The following is a 22,220-nucleotide window of genomic DNA, read 5'->3' as shown; positions in this document are numbered from 1 at the left end:
ACCTCATTTACAGCATTTCGAGAAAACGATTTGTGACTTGCTCAGTATCCTCTGGAGTACGGCAAATAATCAAGATGGTATCGTCCCCACAAATCGTGCCAAGAATATCTTCCCAATCGAGATTATCAATCAATGCCCCGATCGCATTGGCATTTCCAGGCAAGGTTTTCATCACCAAAAGGTGGCCTGCCTGATCGATCCGGATAAAAGCATCCATTAATGACCTTTTTAGTTTTTGCAATGGATTGAAACGCTGGTCTGCCGGGAGGCTGTATTTGTATCTGCCATCGATCAAAGGAACCTTTACAAGATGGAGCTCCTTGATGTCACGGGAAACCGTTGCCTGTGTAACATTAAAACCGGCAGCTTTCAGCCGGTCCACCAGTTCATCCTGCGTCTCGATATCCTTGCTCGCAATCAGCTCGCGGATTTTTATATGTCGTTGTCCTTTATTCATTAATATCACCCCTGGATATATCCGAAACATTCATATACTCATATGTTAGCCGATTTCGGCAGAATGTACAATCATTCGTGGACTTTCGGCAAAAGTTATCGGCGGAATTGACGAAGTGGTGAACTGTTTTAAGGAGTAATTCATTTAACCCTAGATATGGCCCAGAATGTTATTGGTTCGATTACATTAAAACAATCACACAACCCAATCGGTTTAAAATACACAAAAAAGAACAGGCTTAGTAAGCCTATTCTTCTTCGCTAGTTTGCTTTGATCTTAGTTCATTATGCGCTTCAGTCACGACTGCTTCAGGATGCGACTTCAGCAACAGTTTCCCTTTTTGCTCTTCGGTTCCGTTCCACTGCAGATGAAGAAGAAATTCAATATTGCCATCTCCGCCAGTAATTGGCGAGAAGCTCAAATCGATCACATCATAGCCCTCTTCAATCGAAAAAGAAATAATCCTGTCCAGGACTTGTTCATGAACTTTCCTGTCACGTACGATTCCTTTTTTACCGACCTGTTCTCTTCCCGCCTCAAATTGTGGCTTTACCAGAGCGACGATATCGCTGCCTATTGTCAACAGCGTTTTGAGCACAGGTAAAATAAGACGAAGGGATATGAAAGATACATCTATGCTCGCGAAATTCGGCATCCCCTTAATGAGATCCTCCGGTTTCACATAACGGAAATTCGTTCGCTCCATCACGACGACACGTTCATCCTGACGCAGCTTCCAGGCAAGCTGATTGTAGCCAACATCCAAAGCATAGCTCATCTTAGCTCCGTTTTGTAGGGCACAATCGGTAAAGCCGCCGGTCGAAGCACCAATATCCAGCAGTGTTTTTCCTTGAACATCAAGGTCAAAAACCTTTAATGCCTTTTCAAGCTTCAGTCCTCCACGGCTCACATATGGGAGGACATTGCCCTTTACAGTCAGAGGAATGTCACTGCTAACCTTTTCACCCGGTTTGTCCAGCCGATTTTCATTCGTGTAGACGAGTCCTGCCATGATTGTCCGTTTGGCTTTCTCCCTTGTCTCCGCAAGGCCGCGTTCAACAAGCAGTACATCTAATCTTTCCTTTTTGATTTTCATTTGCTACGCCCTTTTTTGTTTCTGTCTCGCAAGCTTTTGCATCCGCAAGACGACATCTTCTGTTGTCATTCCAATTTCCTCGAGAAGCTTATCGACACTGCCATGCTCAATGAATTGATCCGGTATTCCCATCCTGTCTATCTCTACATGCTGGTAGCCCAGGTCATGCGACGTCTCGAGAACGAAGCTTCCAAATCCACCCTGTAGGACGGCTTCCTCGATGGTCAGGATCGGCATATTTTTATTCAGAATGCCCAGAAGCATCTCTTCATCGAGAGGCTTGATAAAGCGGGTATTGACTACTTTTACTGATACGCCCTGCCTTGCAAGCATTTCTGCTGCTTCCATTGCCATTGGAATAGTTGTGCCGAATGTCAGGATAGCTGCGTCTTCACCTTCACGAAGTACTTCCCAGGTCCCAATAGGAATTTCTTTCAGCTCTTCATCCATCGGTACACCTAGGCCATTGCCTCGAGGATAACGCATGGCAATCGGGCCCTCATCATATTTTATTGCGGTGTATACCATATGTTGTCCTTCATTTTCATCCTTTGGCATCATCAATACCATATTAGGCAAATGCCTTAAAAAGGCAATGTCAAATACACCCTGGTGTGTCTCCCCGTCAGCGCCTACAAGTCCGGCGCGGTCAATACCAATGAACACATTTAAGTTCTGGCGGCAAATATCGTGGACCACCTGGTCATATGCGCGCTGCAGGAAGGTTGAATAGATCGCCAGGAACGGCTTCATATTTTGCGTCGCCAGACCGGCTGCAAAAGTCGCCGCATGCTGCTCAGCAATCCCGACATCAATCATCCGGTCTGGGAATTCACTGGCAAAGCCCTCAAGCTTCGAACCGACAGGCATCGCCGGTGTCACAGCCACAATTCGTTCATCTGTCCTCGCGATTTTCCTTACTGTCTCACTAACCAGCTTACTCCAGGCTGGTGGTGAGGATTCAGGCTTTACAAAATCGCCGGTTTCCATCTTATAAGGTCCGGTTCCATGCCATGTGCCAATTTTATCGTTTTCAGCCGGGTTATACCCTTTGCCCTTTTTCGTAATGACATGCAATAATACAGGTCCTTCCTGTTTTTTTGCATATGCAAGGTTTTCAAACAGGTCATCATAATCATGTCCATCTACTGGCCCAAGATAAGTAAACCCTAATTCCTCGAAAAAGATTCCTGATACAAAAAGATACTTTAAGCTGTCTTTTATTCTTTCAGCAGTCGCCGCGAGTTGACCGCCAATGGCAGGTACCTTTTTTAACAGATATTCGAGTTCATCTTTAACCCAATGGTACTTACCGGCTGTACGAAGGCGGCCGAGAACACTATGCAATGCGCCCACATTAGGTGCAATCGACATTTCATTGTCATTCAAAATGACAATTAGCTTCTTTTTTTCATGCCCGATATGATTTAAGGCCTCTAAAGCCATGCCTCCGGTTAGGGCACCATCACCGATAATCGGAACGATGTGGGAGTTTTCGCCCTTCAAATCACGGGCTATTGCCATCCCCATACCAGCAGAAAGAGAAGTTGAACTATGTCCTGTTTCCCAGACATCATGCTCACTCTCAACCATCTTTGGAAAACCGCACAACCCTTTATGCTGCCTAAGCGTGTCAAACTGACACGCTCTTCCAGTCAGGATTTTATGTACGTATGATTGGTGCCCAACATCCCAAAGAAATTTATCCTTCGGGCTGTCAAAACACTTATGGAGGGCTATCGTCAATTCGACAACCCCGAGGTTAGGTCCAATGTGTCCACCCGTAACTGATAACTTTTCAATCAAAAACTGCCGAATCTCCCCGCTTAACTCTTCCAATTCATTAGTCGAAAGATTTTTCAAGAAGGAAGGGTCTTTTATTGATAAAAGATCCATTTCGGACCACTCACTTTCATTTCTGACTTATTATTCCGCACTTTTTATCCCATAACTAAAAAAGTTGTTAGTAATAACATATATTAAGTAAAGAATGGTTTTCAAGCTATACATGGAAATATGCTTATTTATGTAATGTCCTTTTCGCATTCTGAACGGGTATAAGAAGTTTCATTCCGGTTCAGAAGCCTCCGCGTTAAGAGTCCTGGTCCCTCTAATAACAAGGAGAAATGTATATGCTCGAAATGTCCATCGATGCGTAAACAGCCTTATGTAAAAAAAGCTGTCAACACTACCGTGCTAACAGCCAATTATAGCACACTATCGAACTATTCTCAACGACTGCTCTAATGATTACGCAGTCCGATTAAATCAGTGATCTGTTCAAGGATTCCAATTTCAAGTCCGCTTTTGCCTAGGGACTCTTTCGCGCTCCGCAAGTGGTGGTCCAGTGCTTCTTTCGCTCCAGCTATTCCAAGCAACGCTGGGTACGTGCTTTTCTCATTTGCTGTATCGCTCCCTACCGGCTTGCCGATCATTTCCTCACTTCCCTCAAGGTCGAGGATATCATCACGTATTTGGAATGCAAGGCCAATATGGTAGGCGAACTTTGACAGTATTTCCTTTTGCCTGGCAGTTGCCCCGGCTATTTCTGCACCTGCAATGATACTGTATTCCAGTAGTCTTCCTGTTTTATTAATATGGATATATTCAAGCTGCTCAAGTGAGAGCCTCTTATTTTCCCCTTCCATATCTGCTGCCTGTCCACCCACCATACCAGCAGCACCTGCAGCAACAGATAATCCCTTGATCAATGCCAGTTTAACATTAGCTGATGCCGATTCCTCAGGAATTTCTGCCAGGATGTTGAAACTTAATGTCAAAAGAGCATCCCCTGCAAGGATGGCAGTCGCTTCACCGAATACTTTATGGTTCGTCGGCTTTCCCCTTCTTAGATCATCATCGTCCATGCTCGGCAGGTCATCATGTATCAACGAATACGTATGGACCATTTCGACCGCCGCGGCAGCATCAACTCCATTTTGCGGGTCTTTTCCAAATGCATCGATTACAGCGAATACCAGCAGCGGTCGAATCCGTTTTCCTCCAGCCTCCAGAGAATATAGCATCGCCTTTGCAAGATTCTCCGGCGTTTCAAGGGCACCAACCGCCCCCCTTAACCGTTCCTCGACGAGAGTTTTATATTTTATGGTAAAAGAGTCAAGTGAAACAGTATGCAATACTATTCCTCCTCGTTTATGGAGAAACCTTCAGTCCGTCCATCTTCTGTAATGATCTGGGCTAGCTGTTCTTCCACATTCTTTAGCTTATCATGGCAAAGCTTGGATAATTCCATTCCTTCTTTATAAAAAGAGATCGCTTCTTCCAAAGGCACATCGCCCTCTTCCAGCTTCTCAACAATGCTTTCCAGTTGGTCCATTGCCTGTTCAAAACTTAATTTTTTTTCATCTGCCATCGTTCTCACTCTCCTCGATATCTGTCACGATACATTGAATGCTTCCATCAGAAAGCTTTACGTTTATTTTCCGTTCGGGTTTTACCTGGGTGACTGTCTTGATCAGTTCCCCTTCGTCTGTGTATGCCAGGCTATAGCCTCGGTCCATGATTTTCAGCGGACTTAACGCTTCAAGGGTTGAAACTATACCGTTGAACTCTTTCCGCTTCTCAGACAAGACGGCGGTCATGGCCCGGTTTAAAGCTCTTGTACTCCTCAGGTGTCTTTCAGCAGAAAGCTTCCGCAGTTCTTCTGGGTGGCTTCGATCCAATCTTCTCTTCAGCTGAACAAGAGCATCACCTTTTGAAGCATATAGTTTCCCGGCGCCCCGGGTCAGCGATTCTGTCAGCTTGTCGACTTGTTCAAGCTTTTGCTCATACAGCTTCCTTGGATAGCGGAAAGCGTAAGATCTGATCAGCCGCTGGTAGCGCTCCTGCTGGAAGAACACTTTTTCCCTCATCGCCCTCATCAGTCTGGTTTCCCTGTTCATTACCCTTTCGACCAGTTCCTGGATATGAGGGACAGCCAATTCAGCCGCACCAGTTGGCGTCGGAGCTCTCATATCTGCTACGAAATCAGCGATGGTGAAGTCTGTTTCATGGCCCACTGCCGAAATAATTGGGATTTTCGAGGCAAAAATCGCTCTTGCAACGGTTTCCTCATTGAAGTTCCAGAGTTCCTCAATCGATCCGCCTCCGCGTCCAATGATCAGAACATCAATGTCTGCCCTTTCATTCGCCTTCTCGATTGCCCTCACGATGGAAGGTCCTCCCTGGTCTCCCTGTACCAGGGCAGGGAAAATAAGCACCTTAGTAATGGGGTATCTTCTCTTGATTGTCGTTAATATATCGCGGATTGCTGCCCCCGTTGGCGAAGTAACAATGCCGACAGCTTTTGGATATTTCGGAATAGGCTGCTTGTATTTCGGTGAAAAAAGGCCTTCCTGTTCAAGCTTCTTCTTCAGCTGCTCATAAGCGACAAATAAGTCACCCACTCCATCGGTTTTCATTTCTTTAATGTAAACCTGGTACTGGCCACTGCCTTCGTAAACTGAGATATCTCCTCTGACCAGGACTTTCATGCCATTTTCAGGCTTGAATTTCATGGATCGGGCAGCACCAGCGAACATGACAGCAAGGATTCTGGCTTTCTCATCCTTGAGAGTAAAATACATATGGCCGCTCGAATGCCTTTTGAAGTTGGAGATTTCTCCTTTAATATAAACGCCCTGAAGATGCGGGTCTGCATCGAATTTTCGCTTTATGTATTTGGTTAACGCGTTGACGGTTAGATAACGCTGATTATCCATTCACAAACTCCTTTTGCGGGACTATTAATTAGAAAAGTGTAAGCGCCTTGGGCAGACCCGACAAGCACTGCCCGCCTAAAACGCCACATCGTGTGCTGGCGGGTCTGCACGTCCTGTGCCTCAGAGGGCCTGTCAGTGAAGCCGTTCTTTGACTTCATTGGCAGGACCGAAATCGAAAAATATAGCCGACTGCCCAACTCCGACAAGCGCTGGAGGGTCTGTCAGTGAAGTCGTTCTTTGACTACATTGGCAGGACCGAAGCGTCTCAAGGAGTTAGGAGCCGCAGTTAGACAAGTGACTCGAGGGGCTAGGCGCTGAAGCTAGACACTAATCTTAGTTCTAAAAGTCCATGCTATCTTGAAAATCAAAAAAACTGCCCATATCCATTATAAATTTAGAATCCCGATTCGTCACTTAACATAAGTGGATTTTCAGTTTCTAACTTATAACAGATATGGACAGAATCACGCCTTATAAATTTGAGTTTTGAAGTCTATTCATATGGTTCTTTGCAGACTTCAGAGTGTTGTACATCAACATGGCGATGGTCATTGGGCCAACCCCGCCAGGCACAGGAGTAATATACCCTGCTTTTTCTTTGACTTCATCATAGGCTACATCACCGCAGAGCTTGCCCATGTCATTGCGGTTCATGCCAACATCGATGACCACAGCGCCTGGCTTGATATGGTCAGCTGTGATCAAGTCCGCTTTTCCGACTGCGGCTACGATTACATCTGCCTGTTTCGTATGTTCCTTTAAGTCTTTTGTCCTCGAGTGACAATATGTAACGGTTGCATTTTCGTTCAAGAAAAGCTGGCCTGCTGGTTTTCCGACAATATTGCTCCTGCCAACCACGACCACATGCTTGCCGGAAAGATCCATCTCTATCTCCTTCATCATGACCATTACACCATACGGCGTGCAAGGTAAAAAAGCATCCTGCCCAGTCATCATCCTGCCGATATTGATTGGATGGAAGCCATCAACGTCTTTTTCAGGAGAAATAGCTTCAATCAGGTTCTTTTCACTAATATGCTTTGGAAGCGGAAGCTGCACTAAAATCCCGTGAATATCTTCATCCTTGTTGAGTTCGTCTATTTTTGCCAGTAGCTCTTGCTCAGTAATGGAGACAGGATACTCAATCAGGACATTATGCATACCAAGTTCTCTTGCCGTTTTTTGCTTACTGTTGACATACGTTCTCGATGCCTGGTTATCACCGACAAGAATCACTGCCAGGCCTGGAGTTACTCCCTGTTTTTTCAGCTCCTGGACCTGGTCGGCGATTTCTAGTTTTTTCTTTTTGGCAATTTCTTTTCCATCAATAATAATAGCAGCCATACTTACTCCCCCTATTTGATCAGGGAAGGTCCAACCTGCCTGCTTCCAATGGTTTAGGAAATGTTCTGCTTTACTTTAGACAGAACACCATTAATAAATCGGCTTGATTGGTCATCCCCATATAATTTAGCAATTTCGATCGCTTCATCAAGAACGACATTCATCGGTACCTCTCCGTTGCAATACTTCAATTCGTAAACGGCCAGACGAAGAAGATTCCGGTCAACAGCTGCTAGTCGGTCGAGGGACCACTTTTCCAGGTACACCTTGATCTCCTCATCAATTTCCTGCTGGTGCTGGACAGTGCCGTTTACAAGCTTGTTCAGATACTCGTCTCCGGCTTCTTCTTCAAGCACATGCTCAATCGCGTCTGAAACTTCCACCTTGCTTATATCAATCTGGAATAAGGCTTGTAATGCCTTTTCTCGTGCTGTTCTTCTTTTCATTGAATTCCTTAGCTCCTTTATGGCTTGTCTGATTCTAACAAAATAATAGCATATCATATCTATTTACGCATGATTTCCTATTATTTTTCACTTTTTAGAAAAAAGTTAATCAAAACAAAAGAAAATATCTCTTATAAGCTAAGAAATCTTGTAATTGTTGGTTCTTCAAGTGATTCGGACAACTTTTCCTCCTCGACACGAAATCTTGTCCGAACCTGGGTCTACTTCGGACAGCTTATCCTCATCCACACGAAGTTTTGACCGAACTTGGGTCTACTTCGGACAACTTTTCCTCTTCCTCACCAAGTTTTGTCCGAACTTGGGTCTACTTCGGACAACTTTTCCTCTTCCACACGAAGTTTTGTCCGAACTTGAGTCTACTTCGGACAACTTTTCCTCTTCCTCACCAAGTTTTGTCCGAACTTGGGCCTACTTAAGACAACTTTTCCTCCCCGACACGCGATTTTGTCCGAACTTGGATCTACTTCGGACAACTTTTCCTCTTCCTCACCAAGTTTTGTCCGAACTTGGATCTACTTCGGACAACTTTTCCTCTTCATCACGAAGTTCTGTCCGAACAATTCCTGAACTACAAAAAAAACCAAAGGCATGCATACTTATGCCTTTGGTTTGATGGTTAAACTTCTTGTTCGATTTCTGGTTCTACTTTTTGGTTTTCAAACTGGACGCCGACAACGTGGATATTGACTTCTGTTGCATCAAGTGCTGTCATGTTCAATAATGCCTGGCGGATATTGTCCTGGATTTTTTGCGCAACCACAGGAATCGATACACCAAACTTCATGACACAATACACGTCAACCTTGATTCCTTCTTCTGCAAGCTCGACTTTGACACCTTTGCCGTGGTTCTTCTTGCCAAGTCTTTCGACTACTCCAGCTGCAAAGCTGCCGCGCATTTGCGTGACACCTTCTACTTCGGATGCAGCGATGCTGGCAATGACTTCAATTACTTCAGGTGCGATTTCAACTTTCCCCAGACCATTCTCATCATGGCTCATTTCAAGTAAATGTTGCTGTTCACTCATGGCTAGACCCTCCTATTATTCTTCTGACATTACATCATACATTTCCAGGAATTTCGTATTGAACTGCCCTTCCACGAATTTTTCATGGTTCAGCAGCTTAAGGTGGAACGGGATGGTGGTGTGGATTCCTTCAACCACAAACTCACCAAGCGCTCTCTTCATACGGTCAATCGCTTCTTCCCGGCTGCTTCCATAAGTAATGACCTTCGCGATCATTGAATCATAGTAAGGCGGGATTGTATAACCAGGATATGCCGCTGAATCTATTCTAACACCAAAACCGCCAGGAGGGAGATACATTTTGATTTTGCCTGCCGATGGCATGAAATTTTTCGCTGGATTTTCTGCGTTGATCCGGCATTCGATCGCCCAGCCGTTGAACTGGACATCTTCTTGCTTAAGGCTAAGCCTTTCGCCGGACGCAATCTTGATCTGTTCCTTGATCAAATCAACGCCGGTAACCATTTCAGTTACAGGATGTTCAACCTGGATGCGGGTATTCATCTCCATGAAATAAAATTTGCGATTGCGGTAGTCATATATAAATTCTACCGTGCCGGCACCGGTATAATCAACTGCCTTCGCAGCCTTTACCGCAGCTTCGCCCATTTCAGCCCTGATTTCCCCGTCAAGCGCTGGAGAAGGTGTTTCCTCAAGCAGCTTTTGCAGGCGCCTCTGGATCGAGCAATCACGCTCCCCCAGGTGGATGGTGTGGCCGTAACTGTCAGCAAGCACCTGAATTTCAACATGGCGGAAATCTTCAATATATTTTTCAATATAAACGCCCGGGTTGCCGAACGCTGTCATCGCTTCCTGCTGCGTGATGTTGATTCCTTTGACCAGCTCCTGCTCGGTCCTGGCCACTCGGATTCCTTTACCGCCTCCGCCAGCCGTTGCCTTGATGATGACAGGGTAACCGATGTCATTCGCCAGACTGACAGCATCTTCCGTGCTTTCAACGATTCCCTGTGAACCCGGTACAATCGGTACATTGGCCTGCTTCATCGTTTCCCTGGCAACATCCTTCGTCCCCATCTTCTGGATGGCTTCAGGGGATGGACCGACAAACGTGATATTGCACTCCCTGCAAAGCTCAGCAAAATCGGCATTTTCGGCGAGGAAGCCGTAACCTGGATGGATGGCGTCACATCCGGTCAGCTTGGCCACGCTGATAATGTTGGTGAAATTCAAATAGCTGTCCTTTGAAGCCTTTGGTCCGATGCAATATGCCTCATCAGCAAGCTGAACATGCAGTGATTCCTTGTCAGCTTCTGAATAAACAGCAACGGATTCAACACCCATTTCCCTGCAGGCACGGATGACCCGGACTGCTATTTCTCCTCTGTTGGCTATCAGTAATTTTTTTATCATCAATATCGCTCCTTATTCGGGCTTAACCAGGAATAAAGGCTGGCCGTATTCTACAAGCTGTCCATCTTTAACAAGTACTTCAACGATTTCCCCGTTGACTTCCGCTTCGATTTCGTTGAAGAGCTTCATTGCTTCTACGATACATACAATCGAATCTTTGCTTACCTTCGAGCCTGTCTTGACATATGCATCTGCTTCAGGCGAAGAAGATTGATAGAAGGTCCCGACCATCGGAGAGACGATTTTATGTAAGTTGGATGTGTCCTGTACTTCCTCCTGCTTCACTTCCTGGATCGCTGCTGCCTCTGCCTTTGGCTCGGTTCTTGGAGCTTCCTGTACAACTGGTGCAGTCTGTGGAGCTTGTGTTGGAGCCGATGCTGCCGGCTGCACGTGCTCAACTACAGATTTAACTCCTCCATGCTTCTTCATTTTGATTTTTGATCCTTCATATTCATATGAAAATTCGTCAATGCTTGATTGATCTACTAGTTTGATTAACTCTCTGATTTCTTGTACTTTTAACATCTTTGGGCACCCCTTGTCCATTTCAATTATTAAGACTAGATACTAATACTATACGATAATACCATGTAAAACTTCAACATGTAACAATGTTTCTTGTCTTCCTTCTCCATTTTAATATTTTCTGAAAAAAAAGTGAATTCATACGAAAGGAATCCTAAAATTTCTAGCGAATATTACATTAGCTTGAATATGAGGAGAATACATTACATGAAAAATATTGAAGACATTAAAAAAGAGGATTTGGAAAGGAAAAATTCCCTGATCGTCAAAGCCACTCTTGTATCTGTCATTTTAGCAGCAGTAGTTGATATTGCCATGCAAAAGGAACTTGCCGTAATCCTTTCAATCATCGTCGGCGGGGGTGCAGGCGTTGCAGCTGTCGCATTGCTCCACTATACCAAAAGGTTAACAACTTTCATTCCTTACCTTTCCGTTATCATTGTATCTGCCGTTCTGCTCTTGATTATGGAAACTAGCGTTTCGCCAACTGCCTATACCCTTCTTTATTTTATCCTTGCTGCTGCAGCAATCTACATGGACAGGAAACTGCTATACATGGCATCCGTCCTTGGATTCATGCTTATTTCACTGTTCACATGGCTGCATCATGATGTACTGCCACTGGAAACTAAAAACTATGTAACGATCTATCTATTGTACATGCTGGTCACAGTCATGCTTGGTTTCCAGTTTTCTATTGCCAAAAAACTGGCTCAGACAATTGAGTCAGCAAAGCAGGAAACAGATGATCTCTTAATCAAGGATTTAGAGACAAGGAAAGTCATTGAAAGTAATACAAGGAACATTGCAAAGCTGATTGATGAGGTGAAATTCAAGAGTAAGGAAAATTATCAATCTTCGAAGGAAATGACCCAGTCTGTGGCAGAGATAGCTGCAGGGATCAATATTCAGTCAGATTCAGTCGTGGACATTACTCAATCTCTTGAAAAGACAAATCAGGTCATCACCAGGACATCGTCCCTTGTCGAAAAGCTGCACCAGGACGCAATGGCCGCCGAAAACGTCTCAGATAAAGGCGATGAGCTGATGTCCAGTCTAATATCAGAATTGACAGCTTCCTATGAAAATATGCAGAATGTCAATTCACATATCTTATCTCTTTCCGCGCTGATCAAAGAAACAGCCAGGTTTGCATCAGATATCCAGGGAATTGCTTCCCAGACCAATTTGCTGGCATTGAACGCATCCATCGAGGCAGCACGTGCCGGAGACAGCGGCAAGGGGTTCGCCGTCGTTGCGGAAGAAGTAAGAAAGCTTGCTGACATCACCAGTCATACAGCGACACAGATTGCCGAAAACTTAACCAGCGTTATGAGTGACACTTCCAAAACAAAAGAAGGAGTCAACCTGACAGCTGAAAAACTTACAGAAAACCTCGAATTAGCATCAGAAACAATGGAAGCATTCGAAACGATCCACCATACTTTCAAAGTTTTAAAGAGTGACATATCAGAGCAGGATGCATTAACAAGGACGATCCTGGAATCGTCAATGGCAATCGAAAGTTCCATTACCGGCTTCAGCTCCGTCATCCAGCAGGCGCGCGCTGCATTGGAGGAAATATCATCAGCGGCAATTTCGCAGAGTGAACATCATGAGCAATTGTTTAAATCTGTTGAGGAAGCGCATCAATCTTTAAATAACTTAATCACACTTCAGCAAAAATAAAGGGAAGGCCACCGCCTTCCCTTTTGTACTTCCCTCTTATTTTACAGGCTCAAATTGTACTGCTACATGCTGCAGTGAGCCAAGTTCTGTACGGACCATCTGGATGATTTCGTTTGCGGCTGATGCTGAATGTTCCTTAGCTTTTACTGTGATTCTGACGTTCTCTCCGTCCGCACGGACAAGGGCGTCTTCATAGCCCATTGACTTGATCAATGTTTCAAGAGTGAATTCCTTTTGAGTTACTTCATCAAGCTCGTTCATCTTTTCAATTGCATCGCTGCGGTCTTGAGCAGGCAGGTCTGTAGATGCTACAATCGCCTGAAGGTCTTCCTTCATTTTAGTGCGCTGTTCTTCCAGCTTCATGCGAAGTGCCTCGAACTTTTCATCGCTTGCAATGCCGGAGATAACTGTCTTGCCATCTGTGGATTCAGTTGCTGCCGTCTCTTTTCCATCAGCCTTCTGCTCTTCGACACCTGCCAGATCAGCCTTTTGCTGTTCAGGTGAAGTGATATAGTAAACCGATAGTACCACTACAAGACTTAACATCGTTAACAACCACACTGTTTGCTTTTTCAATAACATCCATTATTCCCCCTTAGATTTTTTAGGCATGACTGCCACCCGATGGTTTGGTACATCCAAAGCCCTGGTGACGGCCTCGATAATCCATTTTTTCACTTGTATATTTTCGGCTCCCTTTGCTACCACGAGGACACCCCTGATTTCTGGCTTCTTTGTCTCAAGAACGATAGGAACCTCTTTTTCACCGTTACGGATGATGACCAGCTGCTCATCCTGTGAAGCATCCTGGACCTTGCGTTTGCCGCCTTCACGATCGGTTTCATCCGTTGTTTGTGACTGGATGACCGTGTTCTTCTCAAGAACCTTCTTATCAGTAGCATCCACGTTTACAAAAACGGTGACATCGCCGACGCCATTGATGCCTTCCAGCATCTCGGTCAATTGTTCTTCATAAGCCTCTTCATATTCGGAAATGACGTCATTCCCTGCTGTTTTCTTTTGCCCGAACACGGCAGCATCCTCTTGAGTCTCTGCCTCCTTAGTGGCTGTAACCGCCATATCAGGATTTTGGTCTCCTAGGATATTGCCTATGAGCATGATCGCTGCCCCGAACAGGACGACAATCATTAAGTATTGGTATTTGCCAGATTTCTTCTCTGGCGGCCCGTCTTTGCTGCTTATTTGTTTCTTAAGCCAGCTAAGCGGACCCTTCTCATTGTCCATGCTCGTCACTCCCCCCTTCTATCATGATTTGAATTGACTTTTCAGGAACATTCCATTTCTCTGACAGAAGAGAAGATATTTGATCTGTATTCTGAGAGGTTTGTTTTGATGGAAGGGGTGCGTTCGTATCAATTTCTACTTCTCTTACTACTGCCACAGTCTCTCCCTCATCTTCGGCTTTTTTCAGATGCACGATGACATACTCCAGGTTTTCAGGGAAAGGCCGCTGATCCTGATCATTTACTCCAAGCTCGATATTAGCGATCTCCATTCCTTGCTGCTCCATCAACTCCTCCTCTGCGGCTGTTTTCAGTTGGACAGCCATTGTTTCTAAAATATATGCATGCTGGGATGCTTGTATTTCTTTTTTCTGAAATTCTATTGAATTTTTTATCTTTTCGTCCTCAAAACTATTGAATTGGCCCATTGATGCGATCGCTGTTTCAAAATCCGAAGTAAATAGTTTCATGACGGGAGACAAGATGATGGCGATCAAAATTAAACCTGTGACGATCTTCGTATATTTCTGGAAGTTCGAATTAGGCAGGAGCATATCAAGGACAGTAGCCAGGAGTATGAAGATAATAATATTGGTTATCCATTCTTTTAGAAAATCCATTTCTTCCCCCCTCACCTCACCATCATCGTTAGATTTCCAGCGGCAATAATGACCGTGATTGTCAGGAAAAACATCAAGGAAACAATCCCAAGCGCAGCAAAAACATAGATAATACTTTTGCTGATGATATCGAGACAATTTATGACCGGTCCCCCACCAAGCGGCTGGAGAATCGCTGCGGCAAATTTATAGATAAATGCAACCATCAGGATTTTTACTGCCGGAAAGGCTGCGATGATCAGCAGAATAGCGACCCCTGCAATACCGACCGTGTTCTTAAGCAGCATGGAGGCGCTTATGACCGTGTCCGTCGCATCGGTGAATACCCGGCCGATTACCGGGACAAAGTTGCCAGTGATGAATTTAGCCGTCTTGACGGTAACTCCATCCGTCACAGCTGAGGATGCCCCCTGAACCGAAATGACACCAAGGAATACGGTCAGCAAAATCCCAAGCAGGCCGACGCTCCAGTTACGGAGCATGCTGGCCAGCTGCGTGACCTTGTAATGCTCTGACAATATGCTGACAATACTCAGAAGTGTGGAAAGGAATAAGAGCGGAAGCACGACATATTGAATGAACATTCCGCTAGTGTTCATCATGAAGATGATGACAGGATGGAAAAAAGCTGCCGATATCAGGCCGCCGGATGTTGCCATCAGTGCAAGGAGCAGCGGAATCAAGGCAAGAATGAATTGAATCATTGTTCCAATTGCATCATTTGTGTAATCAACGACTACATGAAAGCTATTGAGCGCAATAATAACGAGAACCATGAACACAATGGAATAGGCTACCTTGCTGATGGTGCTTTTTTCAAAAGAATTTTGCAGGGCCTGAAGAAACATGCTAAAAACGGTTAGCAAAATCAAGGAACCCAGTAATTTCCCATTGACGATAAACTCGTGGAAAGCAAAATTCAGAATCCCTTTAAACCATTCCTTCAATGAAAACTTTTTTTCCCCGCTGATGAAATCATATAAACTGCCTTTCTGGCTTTCGGGTAAATAGCCATCATATTTATTGATAATATCCTCCCAGAAACCTTTGAGTTCATCGATATTCAAGTCCTCAAGCTGGGCTGCGGCGATTTGATCCGGATTGATCATTGTGTTAGTTTTCTCTTCGTCACCAACAGCTTGTACAACCGGTATGAAAAAAAATAACTGGATTAATAAAATGCCAAGTATGAACTGCAAACGCTGCTTCAACTATAGTCACCTCTTCCAAGAAAAGCGTAGGCGCCTCGATCAGCCCCGGCAGGCATAAGACGTGCGGCAAGGAGGCAGTTCCCAGCCAGGCAGCTGCCCCGTATCCTTCCCTGCAGCCTTGCGACGCGGCGTAAGCCGTGGGAGCAAATAGCTTCACAGAATGTACTTACACGCCGGCTTATGACCCGAGGGGCCAGGCGCTGGAGCTGGACAATTCTCAAATATTTAGTTTGACTCTTGCTTTAAGTAAAAGGCCGCGATCAGCCCGGAATCAAGCGAATGATTGTTTCGATCATGACAGTGAGAATCGGAATGGCCATGGCGAGAATAAGAATTTTCCCGCCTAATTCAATTTTTGAAGCAATAGCCCCCTGACCTGCATCTTTTGTGATTTGGGCTGCGAATTCAGCAATATAGGCGATTCCGATGATTTTCAGTATCGTTTCTACATAGACGAGATTTACCTTGGCATTAGCTGCCAGCTTCTGGATCATTGAAATGATCTGATAAATTTGGTCAACCAAAAATAAGAAGATGGCTGAACCTGTGAACACGATCAGCAAGAAAGCAAAGTTCGGCTTTTGTTCCTTGACAATAAGGGCCAGGAAAGTGGCGATCAGTGCTACCCCTGTTATTTGAAGGATCTCAATGGCAAAGCCCTCCCCTACCCTTGAAATAGGAATACTGATTTAATTTTTTGAAAGAGGTCGTCGACAATGGAGGCCACCATGAAAAGGATGTATATGAACCCAAATAAGGTTACCCACTGTGCATATTCCTTCTTTCCCACCTGATCGAGAATGGTGTGTAGAAATGCAACGACGATGCCTACCCCTGCGATTTTAAAAATAATATCCACTTCAAGACCCATCTTGTCCTCCTCCTAAACGCTACATCAGTAAGATGATTAATAATAAGCCTGATAAAAAGCCGATACTTTTCATCATTTTTTCGTATTTCATTTGTTTTTCGCAGGCATCTGCTTCTTCTCTTTCCAGATGGGAGATTGTCAGCAGGATCTGTTTTTGCTGGGAATGACGGTCATGCCTGCCGAGCGTCTCACCAAATTGTTTCATGATCTCGAACTCTCCCTGTTTGAAGGCGGTCATCTTCCAGACCTCTTTGAGGCTGTCTTCCCACGCGGCTTTTACGGTTGTATCAGACTCTGTCAACTTTTTGGAAAAAGCCTCGAAAAACCAGGATAAAGGCTTGGACATCTGGGCAGCGAGCTTTCTTGAGGCATCATGGAGCGGTGTGTGGCCGTACATGATTTCAGCCTCCAATGATTGCAGGGCAGACTTCAGGAGCCGAAGCTGCCTCGGCCGCTCACTAAGATGTCTTGAGGCTTCGAAACCTGTCCAAGTCGTGGCCAGAATAATCAATATAGCACCGATTATTTTGATCATTTATGTCACTCTCACTTTTTGGCGAACTTCTTTGCCATTTGCTTCCCTTATTGAGGTGATGGTTCCAGGGCCAGAACTTCTTCCAAGCTCCACAAATCTATCAAAAATCCCCATCTCCAAAATTGGTTTCAAAGTTGGCCTTTTTTGAATATCTTCCAGCGAATCTCCATGTGTAGTCATGATTAATTTAATGCCTGCGTTAACTGCTTCAAGAATCGCTTCCCCGTCTTCTTTTCGGCCTATTTCATCTACAACCAGGACATCCGGGCTCATCGAGCGGATCATCATCATCATCCCCTCGGCCTTCGGGCAAGAATCCAGGATATCTACTCTAGGTCCAAATGTAAGCTGTGGGACCCCCTTCACGCATCCTGCTATTTCTGACCTCTCATCCACAATGCCTGCTTTAAGAGGGGGGAGTTTTTTTTCAGGAACCCCGCTGGATATCATCCTTGCTATATCCCTGAGCAAAGTGGTTTTTCCAGTCTGTGGCGGACCAATGATGATCGTATGTTTCCAGCCATTCTCGTAAATATATGGAAGCAACGGTTCGGCAATCCCGATTTTTTCCCTTGCAATCCGGAAATTAAAGGAAGATATGTCCCTGATCGCTTTTACAAAGCCGTTTTCCAGGATCACCTTTCCTGCAAGTCCAACTCGATGGCCTCCGGCAATGGTGATATAGCCACGCTTTAATTCTTCCTCCAACGTATACATTGAAAAATGCCCAAGCTTGTTCAATAGCTGGACAGCATCCTCAGGCGGAATGATATACGACAGGAATTGAGGCTTCCCTCTTACCGTTATTTCAAGCGGCCTGTTAATCCGTATCCGCACTTCTTCCATCCCATCTTGATCATTAGGAGGCACTGCATCCAGCAATTCGGCAATTCGTTTCGGCAAAAAAGATAAGATATCCTCCATCATTAATCCTCCTGACAATACGCTTACTTAATATGTATGCCTGCTTGGACACTTTATGACCGGCAGATTCGCGAATGGCTGAGAGGTGGATTTTAATTTTGTGTTTGCTTAAGGATGATTCTAGGATTTCGAATGTTAGGAACTGTATCGACCGAGAGGAAATAATATCGCTTTTAATCGAAAAGAATAGTATTGAAAGGAGTTGATAAAGATGAATGAGGATCACCAGAAGTTCCAGAAAGTACAGAGAGCCGACCGGGCTTCTTATCTAGGAGGAGGAAGAAGTCCTAAGGAATCGCCGACTAATGATACAAAGTACAACAATAAGAATAACACTGACAAAGCACCAGGAGCTGGCGAGTAAAATCTTTTATCCTTTATCCTTTAGTCCATTCTTTGCTTTTTCCTATGACCGTTATTTGTTCTTCAAGACCAACATAATTATAGGTAATAGAAAAAGCAGTGTGGAGGGATAATGGATGGTTAATGGATTGTATACAGGCTACCGTGACAATGGTATCGGGAATGGAAAGAAAATTACCGTTAGTGGAGAAGGTTCTGTGTTCGCTGCGCCAAACCAGGCGACAGCAACGGTTGGCGTGCGCACCGAAAATCAGAACCTGCAGAGGGCACAGGCTGAAAATGCGGAAAAATCTAATGCCATGTTAGCAGCCTTACGTAACCTTGGGATTGCAAAGGACGATATTAAAACGGCAGATTTCCGGATTGATCCAATTTATACCTATGAAGACGGCAAGCAGTTATTCCAGGGATATCGTGTTACACACCTGTACAATATCACGATCAGGAATATTGCCCAGGCAGGATTGATCATCGACACCGCTGTTGAAAATGGTGCAAACGAAATCATGAACATACAATTTTCAGTTGCAGAGCCTCAGGAGTTGTACAATAGGGCACTTTCAATGGCAGTGGTCGATTCATACAACAAAGCTCAAACAGTAGCCCGGACTTTAGGCCTCCAAACCTCCATTTCGCCCCTAACGATTACCGAAGAAACCCAGAAAGGTTCGCCCGGCCCATTCCTGGTTGCGTCTTTAGATACAAGCAGCGGGAGCGGGACTCCGATAGAACCGGGGAAACTGGAAATCAAGGCGACTGTCACAGGAACATATATAAGCTCCTAAATTTTCAAAAGGCAGGCTGATAGCCTGGCTTTTTTCTGATATAAAGAAAAAGAGTGGTAGTGTACCGATTATGTAAGCTTCTCCTGACACAATTTGTCTATATCCACTTGAATACTTTTAAGTTAAAATACCTATATACGTATTTTAAGGAGAGATCATCATGAAGAAAATATTTTCGGCATTTATGTTTATATTGTTGATTACCGGCTGTTCTGGAGGCGGTTCTTATACTGATGTTTCAGTCGATGAAGCAAAAGAATTGATAGATAGTGGAGAAGTTCAGGTTTTGGATGTACGTACTCCTGATGAGTTCGCAGCAGGACATATTCCCGGAGCCAAGTTAGTTCCCCTGCAGGTCATAGAGAGCATGCTTTCCGAGCTTGATCAAGACCAAAAATATTTGGTGGTCTGCCGCAGCGGCAACCGCTCCACTCAGGCAAGCGGAATCCTCGTGGAAAATGGATTCAAGAATATTTACAATATGACCGGCGGAATGAATGAGTGGAAATATGAGATAGAGCAATAAGAAAAGCGCAGGCACATTGTCTTTTCCAACAAGTGTTGCATAATTTAAGCATCTCGTGAGAAACGTGATGCTTTTTGCATAAGGCTCTTTTCTCAAACTTTGTTGCTATTTATTACAAAATAGGATTGAATTACCTAAGTTTCTTCACAAAATTAATGCTTATTATTAGAAAAGAGCTTGCAAACTAAGCACCGAGTTACAAAATGACTTTTATCACGTTAAAATCGGCTTTAGGATTTTAACAACAATCTTTACGAAAACATAAAAAAAACCTGCTTTTCAGCAGGTTTTTTTTATTAAGCACGTGATACATAAGATGCATCTGTTGTGTTGATAACAAGTCTGTCACCCTGGTTTATGAAGAAAGGAACCTGAACTGTAAGACCAGTTTCCAATGTCGCAGACTTAGTACCGCCAGAAGAAGTGTCACCTTTAATGCCAGGTTCTGTTTCTGTTACTTCCAATTCAACAGTGTTTGGAAGCTCGACACCAAGAGTTTCATGGCCGAATTGCATGATGTATACTTCCATGTTTTCCTTAAGGAATTTCAACTCATATTCAATAGAAGTGCCTGGCAATTCTATTTGCTCGTAAGACTCATTGTCCATGAATACGTGTTGGTCGCCGCTTGCATATAGGTATTGCATTTTTCGGTTCTCGATTTGGGCTTTTGCTACTTTCTCACCGGCGCGGAACGTTTTTTCCTGAATCGCTCCAGTACGAAGGTTGCGAAGCTTTGAGCGAACAAACGCAGCTCCTTTTCCTGGCTTAACGTGTTGGAAATCAAGTACACGCCAGATGCCATTGTCCACTTCAATTGTCAAACCTGTACGGAAATCATTAACTGAAATCATTATTTGTCCTCCTAATGTGTCCTATAATATGATGAGTTCCTTAGTAGAATGTGTCAGTGACTCATTATGGTCATTTGTTATAACAGTATCGTCCTCTATTCTTACACCGCCAAGTCCAGCTATGTAGATCCCTGGCTCAACAGTCACAACCATACCAGTTTCAAGAACGGTATCGGAACGGAAAGACAGACCTGGTCCTTCGTGTACTTCGAGTCCGATTCCATGGCCTGTAGAGTGGCCAAAATACTCTCCGTACCCTTTTTCAGTAATAAAGTTCCGGGTAAGAGCATCAGCTTCCCTGCCTGTCATGCCCGGCTTAATGCCTGCCATTCCGCGAAGCTGGGCTTCTAAGACGATATCATAGATTTCCCTAAGCTTGTCTGAAGGGCTGCCTACGGCTAATGTGCGGGTAATATCCGATACATACCCATTATAATAGGCACCATAATCAAGGGTTACGAAATCTCCTGTTTCGATCACCTTGTCACTTGCTACTCCGTGCGGAAGTGCTGAACGATAGCCTGAAGCTACAATAATATCGAATGAAGAGGATGTTGCTCCCTGTTTTCTCATAAAGAATTCCAGTTCATTGGATACTTCCAGCTCTGTCCTGCCCGGACGGATAAACTCAAGTATATGTGTAAACGCAGCATCTGCGATGGCTGCTGCTTCCTTTAATATCTTAATCTCTGAATCAGTCTTAATCAAGCGTAACTTTTCAATTTCGCCTGATACAGGCACTAATTCTGCTTCCACGCCTTTATCAAAGGTTTTATAAGCAGAATATGTAACATGATTTTCTTCAAATCCAAGCTTTTTGATCCCCAAATTTTTAGCCTGCTCTGCAACCTCGTCCTGAATCAGCCCTTTATGCAGGACAACTTCATAGCCTTCACATTGTTTCGCAGCCTGCTCAGTGTACCTGAAGTCCGTAATGAATAATGCTTTTTCGGCACTGATCAGCACCATGCCTGCAGAACCAGTGAACCCAGTCATATATCTGCGGTTGTAATCACTGGTGACCAGCATTCCATCGATTCCGAGTCTTTGAAAGCTCTCACGTAATTTTTGAATTTTCTCCATAAACCTATTCCTCCCCTTTTGCACCTCTTTTGAATGCTTCAAGCGCCAATTCATAGCCAAGAAAGCCTAGACCGGCAATCTGCCCAGCAGATACTGGAGCAATCACCGACTTGTGCCTGAATTCCTCTCTTTGATAAACATTTGAAATATGTACTTCGATAACGGGACAATCAATTCCTGCAATCGCATCCCTGATACCATAACTATAATGCGTGAAAGCCCCGGGGTTAAAAATAATGCCATCTATATCAGTGTCTTCTGCCTCATGGAGTTTGTCAATCAGTTCTCCTTCATGATTCGATTGAAAGCAAATAACCTCAACCTGGCTTTTTGCTCCCAGCTGGATCATCCGTTCTTCCAGATCCTTCAAAGTTCTGGCACCGTATATCCCTGGTTCTCTTTTTCCCAAACGATTCAAATTTGGACCGTTGAGCATAAGTATTTTTTTCATGGCAGGCTCCCGTAAAAAAAGAATGTTCAATAAGAACATTCTATCATAATTGATTT

Annotated in this window: 26 protein-coding genes; 4 read left to right on the top strand and 22 right to left on the bottom strand. The window is 44.4% G+C overall.

The window, feature by feature from the left end; all coding sequences use genetic code 11:
- Nucleotides 1–7: 7 nt before the first annotated feature.
- From ahrC to accB, 11 genes are all read right to left on the bottom strand, one after another.
- Nucleotides 8–457: a transcriptional regulator AhrC/ArgR gene (ahrC, locus tag J7E35_RS07375; protein WP_041967930.1), complete on the bottom strand. Its 450-nt coding sequence runs from the start codon at nucleotides 455–457 to the stop codon at nucleotides 8–10.
- 247 nt (nucleotides 458–704) lie between these two features.
- Nucleotides 705–1,553 carry a TlyA family RNA methyltransferase gene (locus tag J7E35_RS07370; protein WP_214778427.1) on the bottom strand — a complete coding sequence of 283 codons (849 nt, stop codon included), beginning with the start codon at nucleotides 1,551–1,553 and terminating at the stop codon, nucleotides 705–707.
- Nucleotides 1,554–1,556: 3 nt separating this feature from the next.
- Nucleotides 1,557–3,449: a 1-deoxy-D-xylulose-5-phosphate synthase gene (dxs, locus tag J7E35_RS07365; protein ID WP_214778425.1), complete on the bottom strand. Its 1,893-nt coding sequence runs from the start codon at nucleotides 3,447–3,449 to the stop codon at nucleotides 1,557–1,559.
- Nucleotides 3,450–3,796: 347 nt separating this feature from the next.
- Complete coding sequence (locus J7E35_RS07360) at nucleotides 3,797–4,690, bottom strand: polyprenyl synthetase family protein (RefSeq protein ID WP_214778423.1); 894 nt, start codon at nucleotides 4,688–4,690, stop codon at nucleotides 3,797–3,799.
- Between the two features lie 2 nt (nucleotides 4,691–4,692).
- Nucleotides 4,693–4,926: an exodeoxyribonuclease VII small subunit gene (locus tag J7E35_RS07355; protein ID WP_167831504.1), complete on the bottom strand. Its 234-nt coding sequence runs from the start codon at nucleotides 4,924–4,926 to the stop codon at nucleotides 4,693–4,695.
- Nucleotides 4,916–6,274, bottom strand: coding sequence for an exodeoxyribonuclease VII large subunit (xseA, locus tag J7E35_RS07350; RefSeq protein ID WP_214778421.1), 1,359 nt, complete (start codon nucleotides 6,272–6,274; stop codon nucleotides 4,916–4,918). The genes J7E35_RS07355 and xseA overlap by 11 nt, the downstream gene beginning before the upstream one ends.
- Before the next feature lie 471 nt (nucleotides 6,275–6,745).
- Nucleotides 6,746–7,618 carry a bifunctional methylenetetrahydrofolate dehydrogenase/methenyltetrahydrofolate cyclohydrolase FolD gene (gene folD / locus J7E35_RS07345; RefSeq protein WP_214778419.1) on the bottom strand — a complete coding sequence of 291 codons (873 nt, stop codon included), beginning with the start codon at nucleotides 7,616–7,618 and terminating at the stop codon, nucleotides 6,746–6,748.
- Between the two features lie 53 nt (nucleotides 7,619–7,671).
- The gene (nusB, locus tag J7E35_RS07340; protein ID WP_214778417.1) at nucleotides 7,672–8,064 is read right to left on the bottom strand and encodes a transcription antitermination factor NusB; all 393 of its coding nucleotides are present in this window, start codon (nucleotides 8,062–8,064) and stop codon (nucleotides 7,672–7,674) included.
- A gap of 637 nt (nucleotides 8,065–8,701) precedes the next feature.
- Nucleotides 8,702–9,112 carry an Asp23/Gls24 family envelope stress response protein gene (locus J7E35_RS07335; protein WP_192470733.1) on the bottom strand — a complete coding sequence of 137 codons (411 nt, stop codon included), beginning with the start codon at nucleotides 9,110–9,112 and terminating at the stop codon, nucleotides 8,702–8,704.
- A 15-nt stretch (nucleotides 9,113–9,127) separates the two neighbouring features.
- Nucleotides 9,128–10,483, bottom strand: a complete 1,356-nt coding sequence (accC, locus tag J7E35_RS07330) for an acetyl-CoA carboxylase biotin carboxylase subunit (protein WP_214778415.1) — start codon at nucleotides 10,481–10,483, stop codon at nucleotides 9,128–9,130.
- Between the two features lie 12 nt (nucleotides 10,484–10,495).
- Entirely contained in the window at nucleotides 10,496–11,008 is a 513-nt protein-coding gene (gene accB, locus J7E35_RS07325; RefSeq protein ID WP_214778413.1) for an acetyl-CoA carboxylase biotin carboxyl carrier protein, read from the bottom strand.
- Between the two features lie 189 nt (nucleotides 11,009–11,197).
- On the opposite strand from accB, the gene J7E35_RS07320 reads away from it, so the two are divergent.
- Entirely contained in the window at nucleotides 11,198–12,697 is a 1,500-nt protein-coding gene (locus J7E35_RS07320; RefSeq protein WP_483297652.1) for a methyl-accepting chemotaxis protein, read from the top strand.
- A 36-nt stretch (nucleotides 12,698–12,733) separates the two neighbouring features.
- Here J7E35_RS07320 and J7E35_RS07315 read toward each other — a convergent pair whose 3' ends face one another.
- The 8 genes from J7E35_RS07315 to spoIIIAA all read right to left on the bottom strand — a co-directional run bounded on the left by J7E35_RS07315 (nucleotide 12,734) and on the right by spoIIIAA (nucleotide 18,102).
- A complete protein-coding gene (locus J7E35_RS07315; RefSeq protein ID WP_214778409.1) occupies nucleotides 12,734–13,279 on the bottom strand; it encodes a SpoIIIAH-like family protein in 546 nt (181 codons plus the stop codon).
- 3 nt (nucleotides 13,280–13,282) lie between these two features.
- Complete coding sequence (gene spoIIIAG / locus J7E35_RS07310) at nucleotides 13,283–13,942, bottom strand: stage III sporulation protein AG (RefSeq protein ID WP_214778407.1); 660 nt, start codon at nucleotides 13,940–13,942, stop codon at nucleotides 13,283–13,285.
- Nucleotides 13,932–14,561, bottom strand: a complete 630-nt coding sequence (spoIIIAF, locus tag J7E35_RS07305) for a stage III sporulation protein AF (protein WP_214778405.1) — start codon at nucleotides 14,559–14,561, stop codon at nucleotides 13,932–13,934. Before spoIIIAF ends, spoIIIAG begins: the two co-directional genes overlap by 11 nt.
- An 11-nt stretch (nucleotides 14,562–14,572) precedes the next feature.
- Nucleotides 14,573–15,772, bottom strand: a complete 1,200-nt coding sequence (gene spoIIIAE / locus J7E35_RS07300; RefSeq protein WP_214778403.1) for a stage III sporulation protein AE — start codon at nucleotides 15,770–15,772, stop codon at nucleotides 14,573–14,575.
- A gap of 260 nt (nucleotides 15,773–16,032) precedes the next feature.
- Nucleotides 16,033–16,422: a stage III sporulation protein AD gene (spoIIIAD, locus tag J7E35_RS07295; RefSeq protein WP_173401223.1), complete on the bottom strand. Its 390-nt coding sequence runs from the start codon at nucleotides 16,420–16,422 to the stop codon at nucleotides 16,033–16,035.
- Nucleotides 16,423–16,436: 14 nt separating this feature from the next.
- Entirely contained in the window at nucleotides 16,437–16,643 is a 207-nt protein-coding gene (gene spoIIIAC / locus J7E35_RS07290; protein WP_009794945.1) for a stage III sporulation protein AC, read from the bottom strand.
- A gap of 19 nt (nucleotides 16,644–16,662) precedes the next feature.
- Entirely contained in the window at nucleotides 16,663–17,178 is a 516-nt protein-coding gene (gene spoIIIAB / locus J7E35_RS07285; RefSeq protein ID WP_214778401.1) for a stage III sporulation protein SpoIIIAB, read from the bottom strand.
- The gene (spoIIIAA, locus tag J7E35_RS07280; protein WP_214778399.1) at nucleotides 17,179–18,102 is read right to left on the bottom strand and encodes a stage III sporulation protein AA; all 924 of its coding nucleotides are present in this window, start codon (nucleotides 18,100–18,102) and stop codon (nucleotides 17,179–17,181) included.
- A 211-nt stretch (nucleotides 18,103–18,313) separates the two neighbouring features.
- On the opposite strand from spoIIIAA, the gene J7E35_RS07275 reads away from it, so the two are divergent.
- The 3 genes from J7E35_RS07275 to J7E35_RS07265 all read left to right on the top strand — a co-directional run bounded on the left by J7E35_RS07275 (nucleotide 18,314) and on the right by J7E35_RS07265 (nucleotide 19,776).
- On the top strand, nucleotides 18,314–18,466 hold the full coding sequence (locus tag J7E35_RS07275; protein ID WP_214778397.1) for a hypothetical protein: 153 nt from the start codon (nucleotides 18,314–18,316) through the stop codon (nucleotides 18,464–18,466).
- A 115-nt stretch (nucleotides 18,467–18,581) separates the two neighbouring features.
- The gene (locus J7E35_RS07270; protein ID WP_214778395.1) at nucleotides 18,582–19,250 is read left to right on the top strand and encodes an SIMPL domain-containing protein; all 669 of its coding nucleotides are present in this window, start codon (nucleotides 18,582–18,584) and stop codon (nucleotides 19,248–19,250) included.
- A 160-nt stretch (nucleotides 19,251–19,410) separates the two neighbouring features.
- Complete coding sequence (locus J7E35_RS07265; RefSeq protein ID WP_214778393.1) at nucleotides 19,411–19,776, top strand: rhodanese-like domain-containing protein; 366 nt, start codon at nucleotides 19,411–19,413, stop codon at nucleotides 19,774–19,776.
- Nucleotides 19,777–20,072: 296 nt separating this feature from the next.
- On the opposite strand, the gene efp is transcribed toward J7E35_RS07265, so the two are convergent.
- The 3 genes from efp to aroQ are packed head-to-tail and all read right to left on the bottom strand — an operon-like array spanning nucleotide 20,073 to nucleotide 22,164.
- Nucleotides 20,073–20,630: an elongation factor P gene (gene efp / locus J7E35_RS07260; protein WP_214778391.1), complete on the bottom strand. Its 558-nt coding sequence runs from the start codon at nucleotides 20,628–20,630 to the stop codon at nucleotides 20,073–20,075.
- A 21-nt stretch (nucleotides 20,631–20,651) separates the two neighbouring features.
- Nucleotides 20,652–21,713, bottom strand: coding sequence for a M24 family metallopeptidase (locus J7E35_RS07255; protein ID WP_214778389.1), 1,062 nt, complete (start codon nucleotides 21,711–21,713; stop codon nucleotides 20,652–20,654).
- Nucleotides 21,714–21,717: 4 nt separating this feature from the next.
- Complete coding sequence (gene aroQ, locus J7E35_RS07250) at nucleotides 21,718–22,164, bottom strand: type II 3-dehydroquinate dehydratase (RefSeq protein ID WP_214778387.1); 447 nt, start codon at nucleotides 22,162–22,164, stop codon at nucleotides 21,718–21,720.
- Between the last annotated feature and the right edge of the window lie 56 nt (nucleotides 22,165–22,220).

The organism is Bacillus sp. ISL-45 (genome assembly GCF_018613195.1).
Lineage (GTDB): Bacteria > Bacillota > Bacilli > Bacillales > Cytobacillaceae > Mesobacillus.
This window is presented reverse-complemented; position numbering and strand designations above follow the sequence as displayed.

Excerpts from the sequence above, each read along its gene's own strand:
- ahrC (WP_041967930.1), bottom strand. The coding sequence starts at position 457 with ATGAATAAAGGACAACGACATATAAAAATCCGCGAGCTGATTGCGAGC.
- J7E35_RS07370 (WP_214778427.1), bottom strand. The coding sequence starts at position 1,553 with ATGAAAATCAAAAAGGAAAGATTAGATGTACTGCTTGTTGAACGCGGC.
- dxs (WP_214778425.1), bottom strand. The coding sequence starts at position 3,449 with ATGGATCTTTTATCAATAAAAGACCCTTCCTTCTTGAAAAATCTTTCG.
- J7E35_RS07355 (WP_167831504.1), bottom strand. The coding sequence starts at position 4,926 with ATGGCAGATGAAAAAAAATTAAGTTTTGAACAGGCAATGGACCAACTG.
- xseA (WP_214778421.1), bottom strand. The coding sequence starts at position 6,274 with ATGGATAATCAGCGTTATCTAACCGTCAACGCGTTAACCAAATACATA.
- folD (WP_214778419.1), bottom strand. The coding sequence starts at position 7,618 with ATGGCTGCTATTATTATTGATGGAAAAGAAATTGCCAAAAAGAAAAAA.
- nusB (WP_214778417.1), bottom strand. The coding sequence starts at position 8,064 with ATGAAAAGAAGAACAGCACGAGAAAAGGCATTACAAGCCTTATTCCAG.
- J7E35_RS07335 (WP_192470733.1), bottom strand. The coding sequence starts at position 9,112 with ATGAGTGAACAGCAACATTTACTTGAAATGAGCCATGATGAGAATGGT.
- accC (WP_214778415.1), bottom strand. The coding sequence starts at position 10,483 with ATGATAAAAAAATTACTGATAGCCAACAGAGGAGAAATAGCAGTCCGG.
- accB (WP_214778413.1), bottom strand. The coding sequence starts at position 11,008 with ATGTTAAAAGTACAAGAAATCAGAGAGTTAATCAAACTAGTAGATCAA.
- J7E35_RS07320 (WP_483297652.1), top strand. The coding sequence starts at position 11,198 with ATGAGGAGAATACATTACATGAAAAATATTGAAGACATTAAAAAAGAG.
- J7E35_RS07315 (WP_214778409.1), bottom strand. The coding sequence starts at position 13,279 with ATGTTATTGAAAAAGCAAACAGTGTGGTTGTTAACGATGTTAAGTCTT.
- spoIIIAG (WP_214778407.1), bottom strand. The coding sequence starts at position 13,942 with ATGGACAATGAGAAGGGTCCGCTTAGCTGGCTTAAGAAACAAATAAGC.
- spoIIIAF (WP_214778405.1), bottom strand. The coding sequence starts at position 14,561 with ATGGATTTTCTAAAAGAATGGATAACCAATATTATTATCTTCATACTC.
- spoIIIAC (WP_009794945.1), bottom strand. The coding sequence starts at position 16,643 with ATGGGTCTTGAAGTGGATATTATTTTTAAAATCGCAGGGGTAGGCATC.
- spoIIIAB (WP_214778401.1), bottom strand. The coding sequence starts at position 17,178 with ATGATCAAAATAATCGGTGCTATATTGATTATTCTGGCCACGACTTGG.
- spoIIIAA (WP_214778399.1), bottom strand. The coding sequence starts at position 18,102 with ATGGAGGATATCTTATCTTTTTTGCCGAAACGAATTGCCGAATTGCTG.
- J7E35_RS07275 (WP_214778397.1), top strand. The coding sequence starts at position 18,314 with ATGAATGAGGATCACCAGAAGTTCCAGAAAGTACAGAGAGCCGACCGG.
- J7E35_RS07270 (WP_214778395.1), top strand. The coding sequence starts at position 18,582 with ATGGTTAATGGATTGTATACAGGCTACCGTGACAATGGTATCGGGAAT.
- J7E35_RS07265 (WP_214778393.1), top strand. The coding sequence starts at position 19,411 with ATGAAGAAAATATTTTCGGCATTTATGTTTATATTGTTGATTACCGGC.
- efp (WP_214778391.1), bottom strand. The coding sequence starts at position 20,630 with ATGATTTCAGTTAATGATTTCCGTACAGGTTTGACAATTGAAGTGGAC.
- J7E35_RS07255 (WP_214778389.1), bottom strand. The coding sequence starts at position 21,713 with ATGGAGAAAATTCAAAAATTACGTGAGAGCTTTCAAAGACTCGGAATC.
- aroQ (WP_214778387.1), bottom strand. The coding sequence starts at position 22,164 with ATGAAAAAAATACTTATGCTCAACGGTCCAAATTTGAATCGTTTGGGA.